The organism is Microbacterium invictum, from assembly GCF_034421375.1.
GTDB lineage: Bacteria > Actinomycetota > Actinomycetes > Actinomycetales > Microbacteriaceae > Microbacterium > Microbacterium invictum_A.
On sequence record NZ_CP139779.1, the window covers coordinates 796791 to 813294 of the forward strand.

Genomic DNA, 16504 nt, shown 5'->3' on the forward strand with positions numbered 1-16504 from the left:
GGTGGCCTGGGCACCGCTGTGCCCCGGCCACCCCGTACCCACAACCGAATACCCACCCGAGCCCCACCCACCGAGAGGCAATTCCATGACCATTCGCACACCCGGACGCGTCGCGGGCATCGCCGCGGCGCTGGTCCTCATCGCAGGATTGGCCGCGTGCTCCACCGACGCCGGCGGAGCGGCCCCGGCCGACTCCGGCGCCCCCGCCGACTCCGGCGCCGCCGTCGACACCGCCGGGATCGAAACCGCCCAGGCCCAGCTGGACATCTACTACGAGCCCCCCACCTGGCAGGGCCCCGACGTTCCCGTCGATCTGACGGGCCTCGAGGGCAAGCGCGTCACCTACATCAACGTCTCCAGCGGCATCCCCGTCCTGAAGTACTGGACCGACACCGTCAAGGCGATCCTCGACGAACAGGCCGGCGTGATCCTGGAGGAGGTCGACGCGAAGGGTTCCGTCGACGAGGCGAACCGCGGGTTCCAGCAGGCCATCGCCAGCGGGGCTGATCTGATCGTGCTCCAGGCACTCTCGCCGGAGCTGTTCGCCACGCAGATCGCCGACGCCCAGGCGCAGGGGATAAAGGTCATCACCGGCAACACCGGTGTCCCGGGTGATGTGTCGGAGGGCCAGGACGCCGAGGTCTCGTTCGACTACGTCAAGATCGGCGAGCTCATCGCCGACTGGTTCATCGTCGATTCCGAGGGCGCGGGCAAGGCCACGGTCATCTCATCCGACGACGTCCCCGCGTCTCAGCCGCAGGTTCAGGCCACCCTCGACCGGGTCGCCGAGCTGTGCCCCCAGTGCGACGTCAAGGTCGAGGACATCCAGATCCCGCAGTGGGAGACCTCGGTGCCGACGCTCGTGCAGAGCACGATCAACACCGACCCGGAGCGCACCTACTTCCTGCCGCTCTACGACGGCCAGGGGCTCTCGGGCCTCGGCGCCATCCGCGCCGCGGGGGCCGGAGACCGCGTGACCATGGGTGCGTTCAACGCCACCCCCGGCATCGTGGAGAGCCTCATGGACCCGACCAGCGGCCTCGGTCTCGACATCGGCGGGCAGAACGAGTGGTGGGCCTACGCCATGGCCGATCAGATCTTCCGCGTCCTTCAGGACGAGGAGCCAATCGAGAACTACAACGTCGGCCTGCGCATCTTCGACCGCGACAACGCGGAGGAGCTGATCGTGGGCGAAGAGCTCGACTGGTACGGCTACGACGGCTACCGGGACGAGTTCCTGGCTCTGTGGGGTAAGTGATCCCGGCGGGGGGCGCGGTCATCCCGCGCCCCCCGCGTCCCGACCGGTTCGCCAGACAAGGAGAACGATGACGACCCAGGATGCCGCGCCGGCGCTGTCCGTCGCGAATGTGTCGAAGACATTCGGAACGACACGCGTGCTCACAGACGTGACCCTGTCCGTCGCCCCCGGAGAGGTCGCCGCGCTGATCGGCGAGAACGGCAGCGGGAAGTCGACCTTCATCAAGATCCTGTCGGGATTCCACGAGGGCGATCGCGGGGGAACCGTCTGCATGGGCGGAGTGGACGTCAGCGACGCGTTGCAGGACGGCCCCGAGAAGACCGGCATGGGCTTCATCCATCAGGACCTCGCGCTCGTGGAGACCATGACGATCGTCGAGAACCTGCGCATCGGCGGCTTCTCCACCGGGTTCCTCGGTCGGATCAGGTGGAGACAGGAGGCCGAGACGGTGCGCGGATTGCTGCGCCGAGTGGGACTCGACGTCGATCCGAACGTGCGCGTGGGTGAGCTCAGCGTCACCGACCGTGCGCTGGTGGCCATCGCGCGGGGGCTCGCCGAGATCGATCGCGCCTCGCACCTCTCCGCGCGCCTCCTCGTCCTCGACGAACCGACGGCCTACCTGCCCGTGACCGGTGTCGAGCGGTTGTTCCAGGCCGTCGCGCAGCTCGCAGCGGAAGGCGTCAGCGTGTTGTTCGTCTCCCACCGGCTCGACGAGGTGCTGCGATACTGCACCCGCGCCTTCGTGCTGCGGGGCGGCCGCCTCGTCGCCGATGAGCCGACCGCCGGCCGTACCGAGCGCGACCTCGTGACGCTCATGCTCGGCCGCGCGCCCGAGGATCTGTACCCCGAATACGCCCTGTCACCCGCCGAGTGCAGCATCGAGGTGACCGGACTCGCCGGCGGCCTCGTCGAGAGCGTCGACTTCGACGCCCGCGCGGGCGAGATCATCGGTCTCATCGGTCTGCCCGGCAGTGGCTACGAGGAGATCCCCTACCTGCTGTCGGGGTGTCGACCGGCGACCTCGGGGTCGTTGCGCGTGGGCGATCAGGTGATGGATGTCGGTCGTCTCGAGCCGGGGGCCGCGATCCGAGCCGGTGTCGCACTTCTGCCGGCCGACCGCAAGTCGGCCAGCGGCGCCCAAGACCTCTCGGTTTCCGACAACATCACCGTCGCCACCCTGGGAAGCGTCGTCCGACGGGGCGTGATCTCGCGTCGCGAGGAGCGCGATGTCGTGGCAGCGCAGATCGAGCGATTCCACATCGCCCTCCCCGACCCGCAACATGCGTTGAGCTCGCTGTCGGGAGGCAACCAGCAGAAGGCGCTCCTGGCGAAGTGGGTGATCTCCGCCCCGCGCGTGTTCTTCCTCCACGAACCGACCCAGGGGGTGGACGTGGGCGCCAAGCGCGAGGTGTTCCGCCACCTCACCGAACTCGCACGCCAGGGGGCGACTCTGGTGATCTCGAGTGTCGAATACGAGGACCTCGCGGCCCTCTGCACGCGCGTGCACGTGATGCGTCGCGGGCGCATCATCCGCACGATCGAGCGCGACGACCTGAGCGCGCACGAGCTGGCCGTGGCGGTGCACGGATGATTGCCCGGACGATGATCGACAAGATCTGGAGCGCCCATGCCATCGCGAGGGAGGGCAAGCCCGACCTGCTCTACATCGACCTGCACTTCCTCCACGAAGTCTCCAGCCCGCAGGCGTTCGACGGGCTCCGTCTCGCAGGGCGAGGCGTGCACCGCCCCGACCTCACCATCGCGGTCGAAGACCACAACGTGCCCACCGACGGCCTCATCATGCGCGATCCGATCGGGCGCGCCCAGGTGGAGGCCCTCCGCCGGAACTGCCGAGAGTTCGGCATCGAACTGCGCCGTCTCGGCGAGCCCGGCCAGGGGATCGTGCACGTGATCGGCCCCGAGACGGGGCTGACCCAGCCCGGCATGACCATCGTCTGCGGTGACAGTCACACCTCCACGCACGGCGCCCTCGGTGCCCTCGCCTTCGGGATCGGCACCAGCGAGGTCGAGCACGTGCTGGCGACTCAGACGCTCTCGCAGGCGAAGCCCCGCACGATGGCGGTGACCGTGACGGGCGAACTCGCCGACGGGGTCACCGCGAAAGACCTGGCCCTGCATCTCATCTCACGGGTCGGCACCGGCGGAGGACAGGGTCACATCGTCGAATATCGGGGGAGCGCGATCGAGGCGCTCTCGATCGAAGCGCGGATGACGCTGTGCAACATGTCCATCGAGTGGGGTGCCCGCGCGGGTCTGGTCGCCCCCGACGAGAAGACCCTCGACTACGTGCGAGGGCGGGAGTACGCCCCGGCGGGGCCGGCCTGGGACGCCGCGGTCGATCACTGGATGAGCCTGCGCAGCGACCCCTGGGCGGTCTTCGACGCCGAGATCGTCATCGACGCCGCCGACGTCTCCCCGTGGGTCACCTGGGGCACCAACCCCGGGCAGGGGGTTCCGCTGTCCGGCTCGGTCCCCGCTCCGGAAGAGGCCGCCGACGACGTCGCCGTCGCGGGCGCCCGCAAGGCGCTCGAGTACATGGCGCTCGAACCCGGGACGAGGATGCGGGACATCCGTGTGGACACCGTCTTCATCGGCTCCTGCACCAACGCCCGCATCGAAGACCTCCGTGCCGCGGCTGATGTGCTGCGCGGGCGTGCGATCGCGCCCGACATCACCCTCCTCGTCGTCCCAGGATCGATGCGCGTCAAGGCGCAGGCCGAGGAGGAGGGGCTCGATGCCGTATTCCGGGAGGCGGGCGGTGAGTGGCGGATGGCCGGGTGCTCGATGTGCCTGGGCTTGAACGAGGACTCCGTCGCCCCGGGCGTGCGCACGGCGTCGACGTCGAATCGCAACTTCGAAGGCCGTCAGGGCGCGGGCGCCCGAACCCATCTCGTTTCGCCCGCCGTCGCCGCCGCGACGGCGGTGCGCGGCACGCTCTCCTCGCCCGCGGACCTGGTCGCACCGTCGACCCGTGCCGCATCCGCCGTCGCCGGCACCGCCGGCGCCTCACACGAAGGACTCTCCACCGATGACCGCTGACACCACGCTCCGCGCGCGCTTCGCCGCACTCCAGGGGGCCCCGCTCTTCGCTGCGGGTGGGGGCACGCCCCTCGAAGCGCTGCTGACCGAGCAGGCGGGATTCGACGCCTTCTACCTCTCCGGCTATGCCGTCGCGGCGTGGCGGCACGGCCTGCCCGACATCGGGCTTCTGGGAATGAGCGACACCGCCCAGGCACTGCGCGCCGTGGCCCGCGTGGTCGACATCCCCATCGTGTGCGATGCCGACACCGGGTACGGCGATGTGATCGCGGTGACCGCGAACGTGCGGGAGCTCGAGGCGATCGGTGCCGCCGCGATCCAGATCGAAGACCAGGAGTGGCCGAAGAAGTGCGGCCACATGGAGGGGAAGACCGTGATCGCCCGCGACGACGCGGTGCGCAAGGTCGCCGCCGCCGTGGAGGCCCGCCGCGATCCCGAGACGATGATCATCGCGCGCACCGACGCGCTCGCGCCGCTCGGCATCGACGAGGCGATCGCCCGCGCCCAGGCGTTCGCGGCCGTCGGCGCCGATCTGGTGTTCGTCGACGCGCCCCCGTCGAAGGACGACCTCCGGCGCATCTCCGAGGAAGTGGGCGGGCTCCTGGTGGCCAACATCAGCGAGGGTGGGCTGACTCCCACCGTTCCCCTGGAGGATCTCGCCGAGCTCGGCTACGGGTTCGTGATGTACCCCACCTCGGCGCTCCGCGTCGCGGCGCGGACGATGGGAGAGTTCCTCGCCGAGCTGAAGGCGTCGGGAACCTCGGTGGCCTGGCGAGAACGGATGCACGGGCTCGACGGCCTCAACGAGATCGTCCGTCTCGATGACTACCTCGAGGTGGATGCCCGATTCGCCGCCACCCCGGTGCCGTCTGCCTGAGAAGACCGCGGCCATGCTCACCATCTCCGGCGCGATCCTCGATCGGATCGGCGATCCCGCGCCCTACGCCTCCTCCCTCCCGCTGCGCATCGGTTCGCTCAGCCTCGATGACCCCGGTCCCGGTGAACTGCTCGTCCGCATCGAAGCGGCCGGCGTCTGCCACTCCGACCTGTCCGTGGTGTCCGGCGTGCGCCCGAGACCCGTCCCGATGCTGCTCGGGCACGAGGCGGCCGGGATCGTCGAGGCCGTCGGAGCGCAGACGTCGATCGCCGTCGGAACACGTGTGGTCATGACCTTCCTCCCGCGCTGCGGAAGCTGCGCGGCGTGCCGCACCGGCGGGCGCGCGCCCTGCGTCGTCGGCAGCGCGGCGAACGGTTCCGGCGTGCTGATGGGCGGCGGATCCCGGTTGCGCGAGGGCGGCGCGTCCGTCGCCCACCACCTCGGCGTCTCGGCCTTCGCCGACCACGCGGTGGTCGACGAGCGCTCCGTCGTGGTGGTCGACGACGACGTGCCGCCCGATGTCGCCGCTCTGATGGGATGCGCGGTGCTCACCGGCGGGGGTGCCGTCCTCAACTCCGCCGGCCTCGCTCCGGGGGAGAGCCTCCTCGTCGTCGGCCTCGGCGGCGTGGGGCTTGCGGCGCTCCTGGCGGGGCTGGCCCTCGGTGCGACGCGCGTCACGGCCGTGGATCTTCATCCCGCCAAGCTCGAGGCGGCGATGGACCTCGGAGCCCACGAGGCGCTGACGCCCGACGAGGCCGCAGAGGCGGGTATCACGGCCGACGTGGTCGTGGAGGCCGTCGGGCGAGCGGTCGCCTTCGAGCAGGCGATCGCGCTGACCGCCCCCGGCGGCCGGACCGTCACTGTCGGCCTGCCCGCTCCCGACGATCTGGCGACCCTCTCACCGCTGTCGCTCGTCGCCGAAGGTCGCTCCGTCATCGGCAGCTATCTCGGCGGATCGGTTCCCCGGCGCGACATCCCCCGATTCCTCGCGCTCTGGCGAGAGGGACGCCTCCCCGTCGAGAAGCTCGTCAGCCGGCACATCGCCTTTGACGAGATCAACGATGCGATGGACGAGCTCGCGGCGGGCCGGGCCGTGCGTCAGATCATCCGGTTCTGACCCGCGCCCGGCTCTCCGCCCGTCGGCGGGTCAGCTGGTCGACGCCTCCACCACCGACAGCCGCCGAAGCGCGTCGATCGCGTCGCGAGTGACGTGTTCCGGATCGCCCTCGACCGACACGGCGGCTCCGAGTTCGTCGGCCTGGAGGGGCTCGAGCGTCTGGAGCTGCGACTCCAGGAGCGCCGGCGGCATGAAGTGGCCGGCCCGGTGGCGGAGGCGCTCCGCCACCCGGCCGCGGGTTCCGGTGAGGTGGATGAAGGCGATGTCGGGTCGTTCGGCCCGGAGCGCGTCGCGGTAGGCGCGCTTCAGGGCCGAGCAGGCGATGACGGTCGCCTCCTGGTCGACGTCGGCGAGTCGCGCGGCGACGCGCGCGAGCCACGGCCAGCGGTCGTCGTCGGTGAGCGGCTCACCGCGGGCCATCTTCTCGCGCGCTTCGTCGGAGTGCAGGTCGTCGGCGTCGACGAACGGCGCGCCGAGCGCGGCGGCGAGGGCGATCCCGACCGTGGTCTTCCCGGCGCCGGAGACGCCCATCACCACCACGGGAGAACGCAGGACGTCGCTCACCAGTCGTGCACCGTCCCATCGAGCAGTCGGTTGTAGGGCAGATATGCCTGCTCGTAAGGGTACTTGCCCGCTTCGTCGACGTTGAGTTCGACGCCGAGTCCGGGTCGATCGCCGGGGTGGAGGTACCCGTCCGTCCAGGTGAACGACTGCTCGAACACCTGATCGGTCTTCGCGCCGTGGCGCATGTACTCCTGGATGCCGAAGTTGTGGATCGCGAGCCCCAGGTGCATTGCGGCGGCCATGCCCACCGGCGAGATGTCGGTGGGTCCGTGCATGCCGGACTTGATCTGGTACATCGCGGCGTAGTCGAGGGTCTTCTTCAGCGCGGTGATGCCGCCCATGTGCGTGACGGCACCCCGGACGTAGTCGATGAGCTGGTCGCGGATGATGTCTTTGAAATCCCAGATCGTGTTGAAGATCTCGCCGATCGCCAGCGGCGTGGTGGTGTGCTGGCGCACCAGGCGGAGCGCCTCCTGGTTCTCGGCGGGTGTGCAGTCCTCCAGCCAGAAGAGGTCGTACGGCTCGAGGTCCTTGCCCAGGCGGGCTGCCTGGATGGGCGTCATCCGGTGGTGGCCGTCGTGCAGCAGCGGGATGTCGGGGCCGAACTCGTTGCGGACCGCCTCGAACACGCCGGGCAGGTGGTTGAGGTACGCCCGGGTGTCCCAGTCCTCCTCGACGGGCTTGGCGCCGCGCCGGGCCGGTTCGTGGTCGTACCGCACCGAAGCGTCACCGACGTCGGCGCCCTGCGCGGCGATGCCGTAGATGGCTTTGAGCGTCGGAACACCCGTCTGCACGCGGATCGCCTTGTAGCCCTGCTCCTGGTGCGCGCGGATGGAGTCGAACAGCTCGGGCAGCTCCTTGCCCGAGGCATGCCCGTAGGCCATGAGCCCCTTGCGGCTCGCTCCTCCCAGGAGCTGATAGACCGGCATCCCGGCCGCCTTGCCCTTGATGTCCCACAGCGCCATGTCGACGGCGGCGATCGCCGCCATGGTCACCGGGCCGCGACGCCAGTAGGCCGACCGGTAGAGGAACTGCCAGGTGTCTTCGATCCTCGAGGCGTCGGCGCCGATCAGCAGCGGGACGACGTGCTCCCTGAGGTAGGCGACCACGGCGAGTTCCCGACCGTTCAGGGTCGCGTCGCCGAGACCGGTCAGCCCGTCAGCGGTGGTGAGCTTCAGCGTGACGAAGTTGCGGTCGGGGCTGGTGACGATGACGTCTGCCTTATCGATCAGCACGGGTGCGTCCTTCCGATTCTGAGGAGGGGAGGGGAGAGGAGGGGTGGTCGGATGTCGCGGCGACGGCCGTGATCAGCTCGGTGTCGGCGCGCAGTCTCGGGTCGAGCAGTTCCAGAAGGCCCGCCGTCACCTCTGCGGTGTCGGTCGAGCCCTCCAGCACGGCGTCGATGGCCGTGCGGGCGGCGTCGGGGTCACGTCTTCCGGCACGCAGATCGGCGATCCACGCCGCCAGAACCGACACGCACGCCTGCGGCATCAGCCCTCGACCGCGCTCGGCGCGGAGAACCGGCACGACCCGGAAGCGAAGTTTGCTCGTGGTCTCGGCGGCGATCTGATCGAGGAGGTGCACGATGCGGGAGTTGGCGAAGCGGTCCTCGAGCGACGCGCGATACGCCGGAAGCTGAAGACCGGGCGCGGGCAGCACATCGGCGACGGTGTCCCACCACCGATGCAGGTCCGCGGCGATCTCGGGGTCGGCGATCGCCTCGGCGACCGTGGTGTGACCGCGCCGACGCCCGCAGACGGCGAGCAGGGTGTGTGCACCGTTGAGCATCCACAGCTTGCGCCGCTCGAACGGTGCGATGTCGTCGACGAACCGCACGCCCGAGCGTTCCCAGAGGGGACGACCCGCGGGGAAATCCCCCGAGATGATCCACTCCGAGAAGGGCTCGGTGACCACGGCGCCGCGGTCGACGATGCCGGAGCGGTCGCGAAGCCCGGCGATGTCGTCCTGCGTGGTGGCCGGGGTGATGCGGTCCACGACCGACGAGGCGAAGGCGACGGTGTCTTCGATCCACTGACGCAGTTCTTCTGACACGGCCCCGGAGATCTCGGCCACGGCGCGTTCGACGACACGCCCGTTGGCGGGCATGTTGTCGCACGGCAGCACCGTCATCGCTCCCACCCCGGCGGCCATTCGCGCCTCCAGCGCCAGGACGACACGACCCAGGGCGGTCGTCAACGGGGGGTGCCCCTGACCCGTCCGCCACTGGCGGAGTGCGGCGATGTCGGCGGCGGTCGCAGGATCGTTTAGGTCGACCCGGCCGGAGGGATCCAGGCGGTAGCCCGCCTCCGTGACCGTGAGGGTGATGATCGCCACGGCCGGATCGGCGGCGAGCGCCCGCAGCCTGGCGAGATCCGCGCCGTCGCTCGGAGCGACGAGATGACGGATGACGACGGCGTCGTCTTCTTCGGACGAGCGCACCAGGACGGTGTACAACCCGCTCTGCGCGGCGAGCGCGTCCGCGGCCGCGGGACTGCGTCCGGTGAACGAGGCGTAGCCCCACTCGTTCTCCGGATCCGAGATCGCGGTGTGCCACAGCTGGTGCGAGCGGTGGAACGCTCCGAGCCCGAGGTGCAGAAGGCGCACCGGCGGGCGGGCGGGGCTCTCACCGGCGATCTGCGCGAGGGTCGCGCTCAGGGCGACCGCATCGTTCGTCCGCGAGGGCGGGGCGGCGGTCATAGTTTGAACGCCCGCCGCGGAATCGCACTGTGGAGGTCGACCGCGATCCGCTCCGCCTCTCCGATGCTGAGACGCTCTTCGACCACCAGTCGGGCGAGGTAGCCGGCGTCGGTGCGCCGAGCCATGTCGTGACGCGCGGGGATGGACAGGAACGCCCGCGTGTCGTCGATGAACCCCGAGCCGCGGTAGAATCCGGCGGTCTCGACCGTCGCCGCCCGGAACCGAGCGGCGCTGTCGGGTGCGTCCAGGAACCACCAGGGCGCCCCGATGAACACCGACGGATAGAAGCCGGCGAGGGGAGCGAGCTCTCGGGAGAACGTGGTCTCGTCCACCGTGAACAGGATGAGGTGGAAGCCGCGGGCGGTGCCGAACCTCTGCAGAAGCGGCCGGAGGGGCTCGACGAAGGTGGTCGCCACCGGGATGTCGTGACCTCGATCCGGCCCGTAGCCGGTGAACGTGGGCGTGTGGTGATTGCGGAAGACGCCGGCGTGGATGGTCATCACGAGGCCGTCTTCGGTCGACATTCGCGCGGATTCGAACAGCATGTGAGCCCGAAACGCCCGCGCCTCGGTGGCCGACAGCTCGCCCCGGCGCGCCCGGTCGAACAGTGCGGCAGCGGACGACGGGTCGATCTCGGCCGTGTCTGCGGTGAAGACGCCGAAGTCGGCCGAGGTCGCGCCGTGCTCGATGAACCGACGGCGGCTCGCGCGAAGACCCTCGAGATAGCCCTCGTACCCGTTCTGATCGACCGAATCGATGAGTCGCTCGACGCGGTCGCCCCACCCCGCGGCGGTCGGGTCGAGGTAGGCGTCGGGGCGGAAGGTGGGCCTGACCACCGTGCGCACACCCGGATCAGCCGCCAGGATCCGATGCGGCTCGAGTGTGTCCAGCGGGTCGTCGGTGGTCGCGAGGACCTCGATGTCGAAGCGCTCGAGGAGAGCGCGGGGACGCATGTCCGCTGCGGCAAGGGATTCGCTGAGGGCGTCGAAGAGCGCGTCGGGGTCAGCGTCACCCGGCAGCTGCTCGACTCCGAAGACGTCCTGCAGGGTGCTGCGCAACCAGTATCCCGAGGCCGTTCCGGCGAACAGGTGCCAGCGGTCGCAGAAGATCCGCCAGATCCGCCGCGCCTCGGACTCGGAGATCTCGCCCTGCCCGATCGCGAGCGAGGCGAGGTCCACACCGTCGGCGTGGAGCAGCCGGGTGACGTAGTGGTCATCGCGGATGAGCAGCGTCGCCGGATCCCGGAACGGGCGATCCGTCGCGAGGATGCCGGGGTCGACATGGCCGTGCGGCGACAGGATCGGGAGATCAGCGATCAGCTGATACAGCCTCTCGGCGATCCGGCGGGTGGCCGGATCGGCGGGGAGCAACCGCCGGGAGGTGACGGAGGTGGTGGTCACGGTGAGTCCTTGCGATGTCGGTCTGTGGCGTCAGTCGGCTGCGGACAGCCAGCGCGTCCGCAGCTCGTGTGCGGCGGCCTTGGGCCGGCGGTCGCGTGTGAAGACGCCCTTCTTGTTCCCGTCGACGCGGATCACGCCCTGGGAGGTCTGGAAGTCGGCGAAGTTCCACACGTGCTCGCCGATCACAGCGTCGACGCGGTCGAAGACCTCGTGATAGGTGCGCAGGAGCGCGACCTGGAATTCCTCGCTCCACGCCTGGACACCGACAGCGTGCAGGCCGGCGAGGGTGTCGGCACCGTACTCGGTGATGATGATGGGCTTGCCGAACGTCGACTCCCATCCGCGCAGCTCGGTCTCCAGCCGCTTCGCGGCGAGCTCGAGGTCGGCCGTCTCGTTGTACCAGCCGTAGTAGCGGTTGAGGCAGATGACGTCGAAGAGGTCGGCGAGGCGGTCATTGTGGAACTGCCCCCGGTACTCGTTGGCGTAGGTGAGCGGCCGTGACGGGTCGAGTTCGCGCGCCAGGGAGACCAGCGGCTCGAAATACGACCGTGCCCCCTCCTCGACCGACTCCGGCTCGTTCGCGATCGACCACATGACCACCGAGGGGTGATTCTTGTCGCGGGCGATCAATTCGCGGATGCCGCGGGCATGCGCTTCACGGGTGCGGTCGTTGAACATCGTGGGGGAGAAGGACGCCTGCGTCACCGCGCCGTGGAATCCACCGCCCAGGCCAAGGTTCAGGCCGACGGCGGCGGTCTCGTCGATCACGACGATGCCGTGCCGGTCGGCGTAGTCGAGGAACTCCTCGGCGTAGGGGTAGTGCGACGTGCGGAAGGAGTTCGCACCCATCCAGTCCATCAGTGCGAAATCGTGCACCATGATCGCGTTGTCGAAGCCGCGCCCGCGGATCGCGCTGTCCTCGTGCTTGCCGAACCCGCGGAAGTGGAACGGCGTCCCGTTGATGAGGAAACGCGCGCCGTCGACCCGCACCGATCGGATGCCCACCGGCAGCTCGTAGCGGTCGCGCAGCGCCTCGCCGTCGACGACGTCGACGATCAGCGTGTGCAGATACCCCTCGCCGGGTTGCCACAGCCGTGCTTCGGCGACGTCCAGACGGCCGCGCGCTCCGACAGCGGTCGCCACCGTGCGCCCGTCGCCGTCGAGCAGGTCGACGCGAATCTCGACGTCTTCGGGACCGGCGATGGTGACGTCGTACTCGACGATGCCGGTGTCGCCCGCGACATCCGTCACCACCGTCAGGTCGGTGACCCGGATCTCAGGAACCGCGTAGAGCCGGACCGAGCGGGCCAGGCCGGCGTAGTTGTAGAAGTCGTGGCGGTAGCGCTGCTTGCGGCGTCCCGTCTCGGAGACCTCGATGGTCCCGGGCGGGATCGTCTCGTTGGTCAGTTCGTTGTTGACCCCGATCGTGATCCGCACCTCTTCGCCCGCGGGGGCGACGTCGGTGATGTCCGCTTCGAAGGGCGTGTACCCGCCGACATGATGCGCGACGCGCTCGTCGCCGACGTACACGACCCCTTCGTGCGTCGCTGCGTCGACGCGCAGGATGACCCGCTCACCGCTCCACCCCCGGGGGACGCGGACGGTGCGCTGGTACCAGACCCACCCCACATGATCGTGGATCTCCTGGTCTGCGAAGACGTCGTTGTAACTGGCGGGCACCGGCGCCTCGAGAGGAGTGTCGAGCGTGGTCGTCCACGGCTCGGGCCGTGCGTCGTCGTCGTCGAGGGCGAACAACCACAGTCCGTCCAGGACGATCTGTTCGCGGGTGATGGTCGAAAGGGGCTTGAGCACGGTTTCTCTTTCTGGAGTGCGGATCAGGCCGCGTCGAGCGATGCTTTGAGAGCCAGGCGCTGCTCGCGGCGGGCTCGCTGCTCGGCGGGGTTGGGAACGGGCGAGGCCAGCAGCAGCTGTCGGGTGTAGGGGTGCACCGGCGTCCTGGTGACCTCGGCCGCGGGTCCGTTCTCGACGATCTCGCCCTTGTACAGCACGGCGACGTCATGACTGACGTGGTGGACGACGTCCAGATCGTGGGAGATGAACAGGTAGGCCACGCCCGTGTCCTTCTGGATCTCGAGCAGCAGGTCCAGGACGCGGGCCTGCGTGGTCAGGTCGAGGGCGCTGACGGGTTCGTCGCACACGATCAGCTTCGGGTCGAGGGCCAGCGCGCGGGCGATCGCGATGCGCTGGCGCTGACCGCCCGAGAACTCGTACGGCTGGCGGTCGATCGCGTTGGAGGGCAGTCCGACCCGATCGAGCAGCGCCACCACACGTTGACGTGCTGCGTCGCGGGAGATTCCTCGGACGCCGAGGGGCTCGGCGAGGATGTCGCCGACCACCATCGCCGGATTGAGTGAGGTGTAGGGGTCTTGGAAGATCACCTGGAGGTCGCCGCTGAACGCGCGACGTTCGCGCCGATCGATCCGCGTGATGTCCTTGCCGTCGAAGGAGATCGTGCCGGAGGCGATGGGTGCGAGGCCCAGGATCGCTCGACCGATCGTCGTCTTGCCCGAACCGGATTCGCCGACCAGCCCGAGAGTGCGGCCCTCGGCCACGTGCAACGAGACGCCGTGGAGGGCGCGATGGGGATTGGCGCGGAACTTCTTCGGCTTGTACTCCACGACCAGATCGCGGACGTCCAGCAGATCGCTCATCAGATGTCCTCTCGGAGGATGGTCTCGGCTGCCGACGACAGCGGTTGCTGCATATCGGCCTGATCGAGTGCGAGCTCGTCTGCGTCCTCTCGACTGCGGTCTACGCCCGCTGTCGTCGTCCCGCAGAGTCCGAGGGGCGTCAGCGGTGGCTTGCCGACGAGCATGCTCGCCATGAGCGTCTGGGTGTAGGGATGCGCGGGGTTCTCGAGGATCTCCTCGACCCGCCCGGTCTCGACGATCTCGCCTTCGCGCATCACTGCGACGCGGTCGGCGATGTCGGCGATGACCCCGATGTTGTGAGTGACGAGAAGCACGGCGACGCCCAGTTCACGCTGCATCTTCCGGATCACATCGAGCACCTCGGCCTGCACCGTCACGTCCAGCGCCGTGGTCGGCTCATCGGCGATGATGAGGTCGGGTTCGCAGGTGAGAGCCCCCGCGATCAAGACCCGCTGTGCCATCCCGCCCGAGATCTCGTGCGCGTATCCCTTCATGACGCGGTCGGGATCGTCGATGCCCACCTTCTGCAGCAGGCTGCGCGCGCGTTCGGCCGCCTCCTTCTTCGAGATCCCGAGCAGCTTCACCATGGGACGGGTCAGCTGGTGCCCGATGGTGAACGCCGGGTCGAGGTTCGACATCGGTTCTTGAGGGATGTACGCGATGCGGCGCCCGCGGATGCCGAGGACCGCTTTCGTGTCGACCTCGCCGTCGCGGACGAGGACGGATTCCTCGAACCGGATCGATCCCGACAGGATGCGGGCGTTGCGCGGCAGCAGACCGAGGATCGAGAACGCGGTCTGCGACTTCCCCGATCCCGACTCCCCGACCAGGCCCAGCACCTCGCCGGGGCGGATGGTGAGCGAGACGTCGCGGACGACCCTGCTGTACTCTCCATCGGCATTGGGGTAGCCGACGCTGAGGTCGGCGACCTGGAGGATCGCGTCGGCATCGTCGATCACGGCGGGCGCCCGTACCGGGAGATCAGGGCTGGTGGGCCGCGGACGGCGTGGCGCGGTGAGCGTGCGGCGGTCTTCGAGGGCATCGCGGATCGCATTGCCGAGGAGGACGAGAGTGCCGATGGTGATGCCGATCGCCAGCGCCGGCCAGAGCATCAGCGTCGGTTGGATGTAGATGTTGCTGAAGCCGTCGTTGAGCATCGCGCCCCAGGACACCTCGGTGGGATCGCCGAGGCCGAGGAACTGCAGACCGCTCTGCACGGCGATCGCGACACCGCAGATGAGTGCGGTCTGGATGATCAGGGGCGCCCGTACCACGGAGAGCACGTGCCGCGAGATGATGCGCGCATCGCTCAGACCGACGACGCGCGCCGCATCCACGTACAGCTCATTGCGGACCGACTGCACGGCGGTGCGGGTGAGGCGGTAGTAGGAGGGGCTGATCAGGATGCCGAAGGCGATCATCGCGTACCACGCCGACGGACCCAGCGCAGCGCGCACCGAGAGCAGGATCACGATGGCGGGGAGGGCCATGAGCATGTTCGAGAACCAGTTGGACGTGCTGTCGAACGCTCCGCCGTAGAAGCCCGCGATGAGTCCTGCGGGCAACCCGATCGCGATGGCGACGACCGCGCACAGCAGGGCGGACAGCAGTGTCAGCCGGGTCCCGTAGATCAGTCGCGAGAACACGTCGCGGCCGGCGCTGTCCGTTCCGAGCAGGGTCTGCCCGCCGGGATCGGCCAGGGTGTTGCCGACATCGGCGAAAGTGGGGTCGAACGGTGCGATCAACGGCGCGAACACGGCCGCGAGGACGATGATCGTGAGCAGGGCGAGCGAGACGACGCCCAGGGGGTTGCGGAGCATCCGGCGGAATGTGCCCCGCCGGGGCCGCGTGGTTACGGACGGGGTCTTGATGACGCTGGTCATGAGAGCCGAACCTTCGGGTTGAGGGCGCCTTGCGCGATGTCCACGAGCAGGTTGACGATCATCACGATCACGACCGTGATGATCACCACGCCCATGACGAGCGGGATGTCGCTGAGAACCGTTGCGTTGACCGCGAGCGCCCCGATTCCGGGGATCGCGAACACCTGTTCCAGGATGATCACGCCGCCGAGCAGTCCGATGAACTGCAGGCTGAGGACGGTCAGGCCCGCCGGCGCCGCACTTCGGAGGACGTTCCTGAGCACGATCTCGCGCTCGCTCAGGCCGCGGCTGCGGAGGGTGCGCACGTAGTCCTTCTCGAGCTCTTTGATCACTGCGCTTCGGATCTGCTGAGCACTCGAGGTCACGTAGTTGACCACGATGGCGATGACCGGAAGCGTGAGCGACACGATCCACGCCTCTGCCCCGGCTCCCGGACGGATCGTCGCCACGGCGGGGAACCAGCCGAGGTTCACCGCGAAGATGGTGACGAGGAAGATGGCGAGCACGAAGCCGGGAATGGCGTCGCCGATGACGGCGCCGACCTGAACGGTCTGATCCACCCAGCCGCGGCGCACCGCGGCGAGGACCCCGAGCACCGCCGCGATGACGGCGACCAGGACGATCGAGACGATCATGAGGACGAGGGTGACGGGAAGTCGACTCTGGATCGTCTCGGTCACCGGCTCGCCGTTGAACCAGGAGCGGCCCAGGTCTCCCTGCAGCGCCGAGCCGACCCAGCCGAGGTAGCGGACGAGGAGCGGCTGGTCCAGGCCCAGTTCAGCCTCTTTGAGGGCGATCTGCTCGGGAGTCGCCTGATCCCCCAGGATGTTGCGGGCGATGCTCGAGCTCGAGAAGAAGAGCAGGGTGTACGCCAGCGCCGAGATGACGATGAGGAGCCCGACTCCGGATGCGATCCGCCGCAACGTGAAAGTGAGCATGAGAAGTCTCCGGTTGAGGGCGGGGGTGGTCGCACCGC

The 16504-nt window shown here is 69.1% G+C and carries 13 protein-coding genes; 5 read left to right on the plus strand and 8 right to left on the minus strand.

Translation table 11 applies throughout. The annotated features are described in order from the left end of the window. Positions 1-85: 85 nt before the first annotated feature. The 5 genes from T9R20_RS03825 to T9R20_RS03845 all read left to right on the plus strand — a co-directional run bounded on the left by T9R20_RS03825 (position 86) and on the right by T9R20_RS03845 (position 6312). Positions 86-1258, plus strand: a complete 1173-nt coding sequence (locus T9R20_RS03825) for a sugar ABC transporter substrate-binding protein (RefSeq protein ID WP_322411222.1) — start codon at positions 86-88, stop codon at positions 1256-1258. Between the two features lie 67 nt (positions 1259-1325). After that, positions 1326-2849, plus strand: a complete 1524-nt coding sequence (locus T9R20_RS03830) for a sugar ABC transporter ATP-binding protein (RefSeq protein WP_322411223.1) — start codon at positions 1326-1328, stop codon at positions 2847-2849. Then, positions 2846-4318: a 3-isopropylmalate dehydratase large subunit gene (leuC, locus tag T9R20_RS03835; RefSeq protein ID WP_322411224.1), complete on the plus strand. Its 1473-nt coding sequence runs from the start codon at positions 2846-2848 to the stop codon at positions 4316-4318. Before T9R20_RS03830 ends, leuC begins: the two co-directional genes overlap by 4 nt. Then, complete coding sequence (locus T9R20_RS03840; protein WP_322411225.1) at positions 4308-5195, plus strand: isocitrate lyase/PEP mutase family protein; 888 nt, start codon at positions 4308-4310, stop codon at positions 5193-5195. The genes leuC and T9R20_RS03840 overlap by 11 nt, the downstream gene beginning before the upstream one ends. Before the next feature lie 13 nt (positions 5196-5208). Next, on the plus strand, positions 5209-6312 hold the full coding sequence (locus tag T9R20_RS03845; RefSeq protein ID WP_322411226.1) for a zinc-binding dehydrogenase: 1104 nt from the start codon (positions 5209-5211) through the stop codon (positions 6310-6312). 30 nt (positions 6313-6342) lie between these two features. Here the strand turns inward: T9R20_RS03845 and T9R20_RS03850 are convergent, their stop codons facing one another. The 8 genes from T9R20_RS03850 to T9R20_RS03885 are packed head-to-tail and all read right to left on the minus strand — an operon-like array spanning position 6343 to position 16466. Continuing rightward, on the minus strand, positions 6343-6876 hold the full coding sequence (locus T9R20_RS03850) for a gluconokinase (protein WP_322411227.1): 534 nt from the start codon (positions 6874-6876) through the stop codon (positions 6343-6345). Further along, on the minus strand, positions 6873-8111 hold the full coding sequence (gene manD, locus T9R20_RS03855; RefSeq protein WP_322411228.1) for a D-mannonate dehydratase ManD: 1239 nt from the start codon (positions 8109-8111) through the stop codon (positions 6873-6875). Before manD ends, T9R20_RS03850 begins: the two co-directional genes overlap by 4 nt. Beyond that, positions 8098-9573: a mannitol dehydrogenase family protein gene (locus T9R20_RS03860; protein WP_322411229.1), complete on the minus strand. Its 1476-nt coding sequence runs from the start codon at positions 9571-9573 to the stop codon at positions 8098-8100. The genes manD and T9R20_RS03860 overlap by 14 nt, the downstream gene beginning before the upstream one ends. Further along, complete coding sequence (uxaC, locus tag T9R20_RS03865; protein WP_322411230.1) at positions 9570-10973, minus strand: glucuronate isomerase; 1404 nt, start codon at positions 10971-10973, stop codon at positions 9570-9572. Before uxaC ends, T9R20_RS03860 begins: the two co-directional genes overlap by 4 nt. Before the next feature lie 30 nt (positions 10974-11003). Then, positions 11004-12785: a beta-glucuronidase gene (uidA, locus tag T9R20_RS03870; RefSeq protein ID WP_322411231.1), complete on the minus strand. Its 1782-nt coding sequence runs from the start codon at positions 12783-12785 to the stop codon at positions 11004-11006. A 23-nt stretch (positions 12786-12808) separates the two neighbouring features. Continuing rightward, positions 12809-13645 (minus strand): ATP-binding cassette domain-containing protein, encoded by an 837-nt coding sequence (locus tag T9R20_RS03875; RefSeq protein WP_322411232.1) that lies wholly within the window; start codon positions 13643-13645, stop codon positions 12809-12811. Beyond that, entirely contained in the window at positions 13645-15528 is a 1884-nt protein-coding gene (locus tag T9R20_RS03880; RefSeq protein WP_322411233.1) for a dipeptide/oligopeptide/nickel ABC transporter permease/ATP-binding protein, read from the minus strand. The genes T9R20_RS03875 and T9R20_RS03880 overlap by 1 nt, the downstream gene beginning before the upstream one ends. Next, positions 15525-16466, minus strand: coding sequence for an ABC transporter permease (locus tag T9R20_RS03885; protein WP_322411234.1), 942 nt, complete (start codon positions 16464-16466; stop codon positions 15525-15527). The genes T9R20_RS03880 and T9R20_RS03885 overlap by 4 nt, the downstream gene beginning before the upstream one ends. Positions 16467-16504: the final 38 nt, after the last annotated feature.

Bases quoted from the DNA above. Each gene is read 5' to 3' on its own strand.
- T9R20_RS03825 (WP_322411222.1), top strand. From the start codon at position 86: ATGACCATTCGCACACCCGGACGCGTCGCGGGCATCGCCGCGGCGCTG.
- T9R20_RS03830 (WP_322411223.1), top strand. From the start codon at position 1,326: ATGACGACCCAGGATGCCGCGCCGGCGCTGTCCGTCGCGAATGTGTCG.
- leuC (WP_322411224.1), top strand. From the start codon at position 2,846: ATGATTGCCCGGACGATGATCGACAAGATCTGGAGCGCCCATGCCATC.
- T9R20_RS03840 (WP_322411225.1), top strand. From the start codon at position 4,308: ATGACCGCTGACACCACGCTCCGCGCGCGCTTCGCCGCACTCCAGGGG.
- T9R20_RS03845 (WP_322411226.1), top strand. From the start codon at position 5,209: ATGCTCACCATCTCCGGCGCGATCCTCGATCGGATCGGCGATCCCGCG.
- T9R20_RS03860 (WP_322411229.1), bottom strand. From the start codon at position 9,573: ATGACCGCCGCCCCGCCCTCGCGGACGAACGATGCGGTCGCCCTGAGC.
- T9R20_RS03875 (WP_322411232.1), bottom strand. From the start codon at position 13,645: ATGAGCGATCTGCTGGACGTCCGCGATCTGGTCGTGGAGTACAAGCCG.
- T9R20_RS03880 (WP_322411233.1), bottom strand. From the start codon at position 15,528: ATGACCAGCGTCATCAAGACCCCGTCCGTAACCACGCGGCCCCGGCGG.
- T9R20_RS03885 (WP_322411234.1), bottom strand. From the start codon at position 16,466: ATGCTCACTTTCACGTTGCGGCGGATCGCATCCGGAGTCGGGCTCCTC.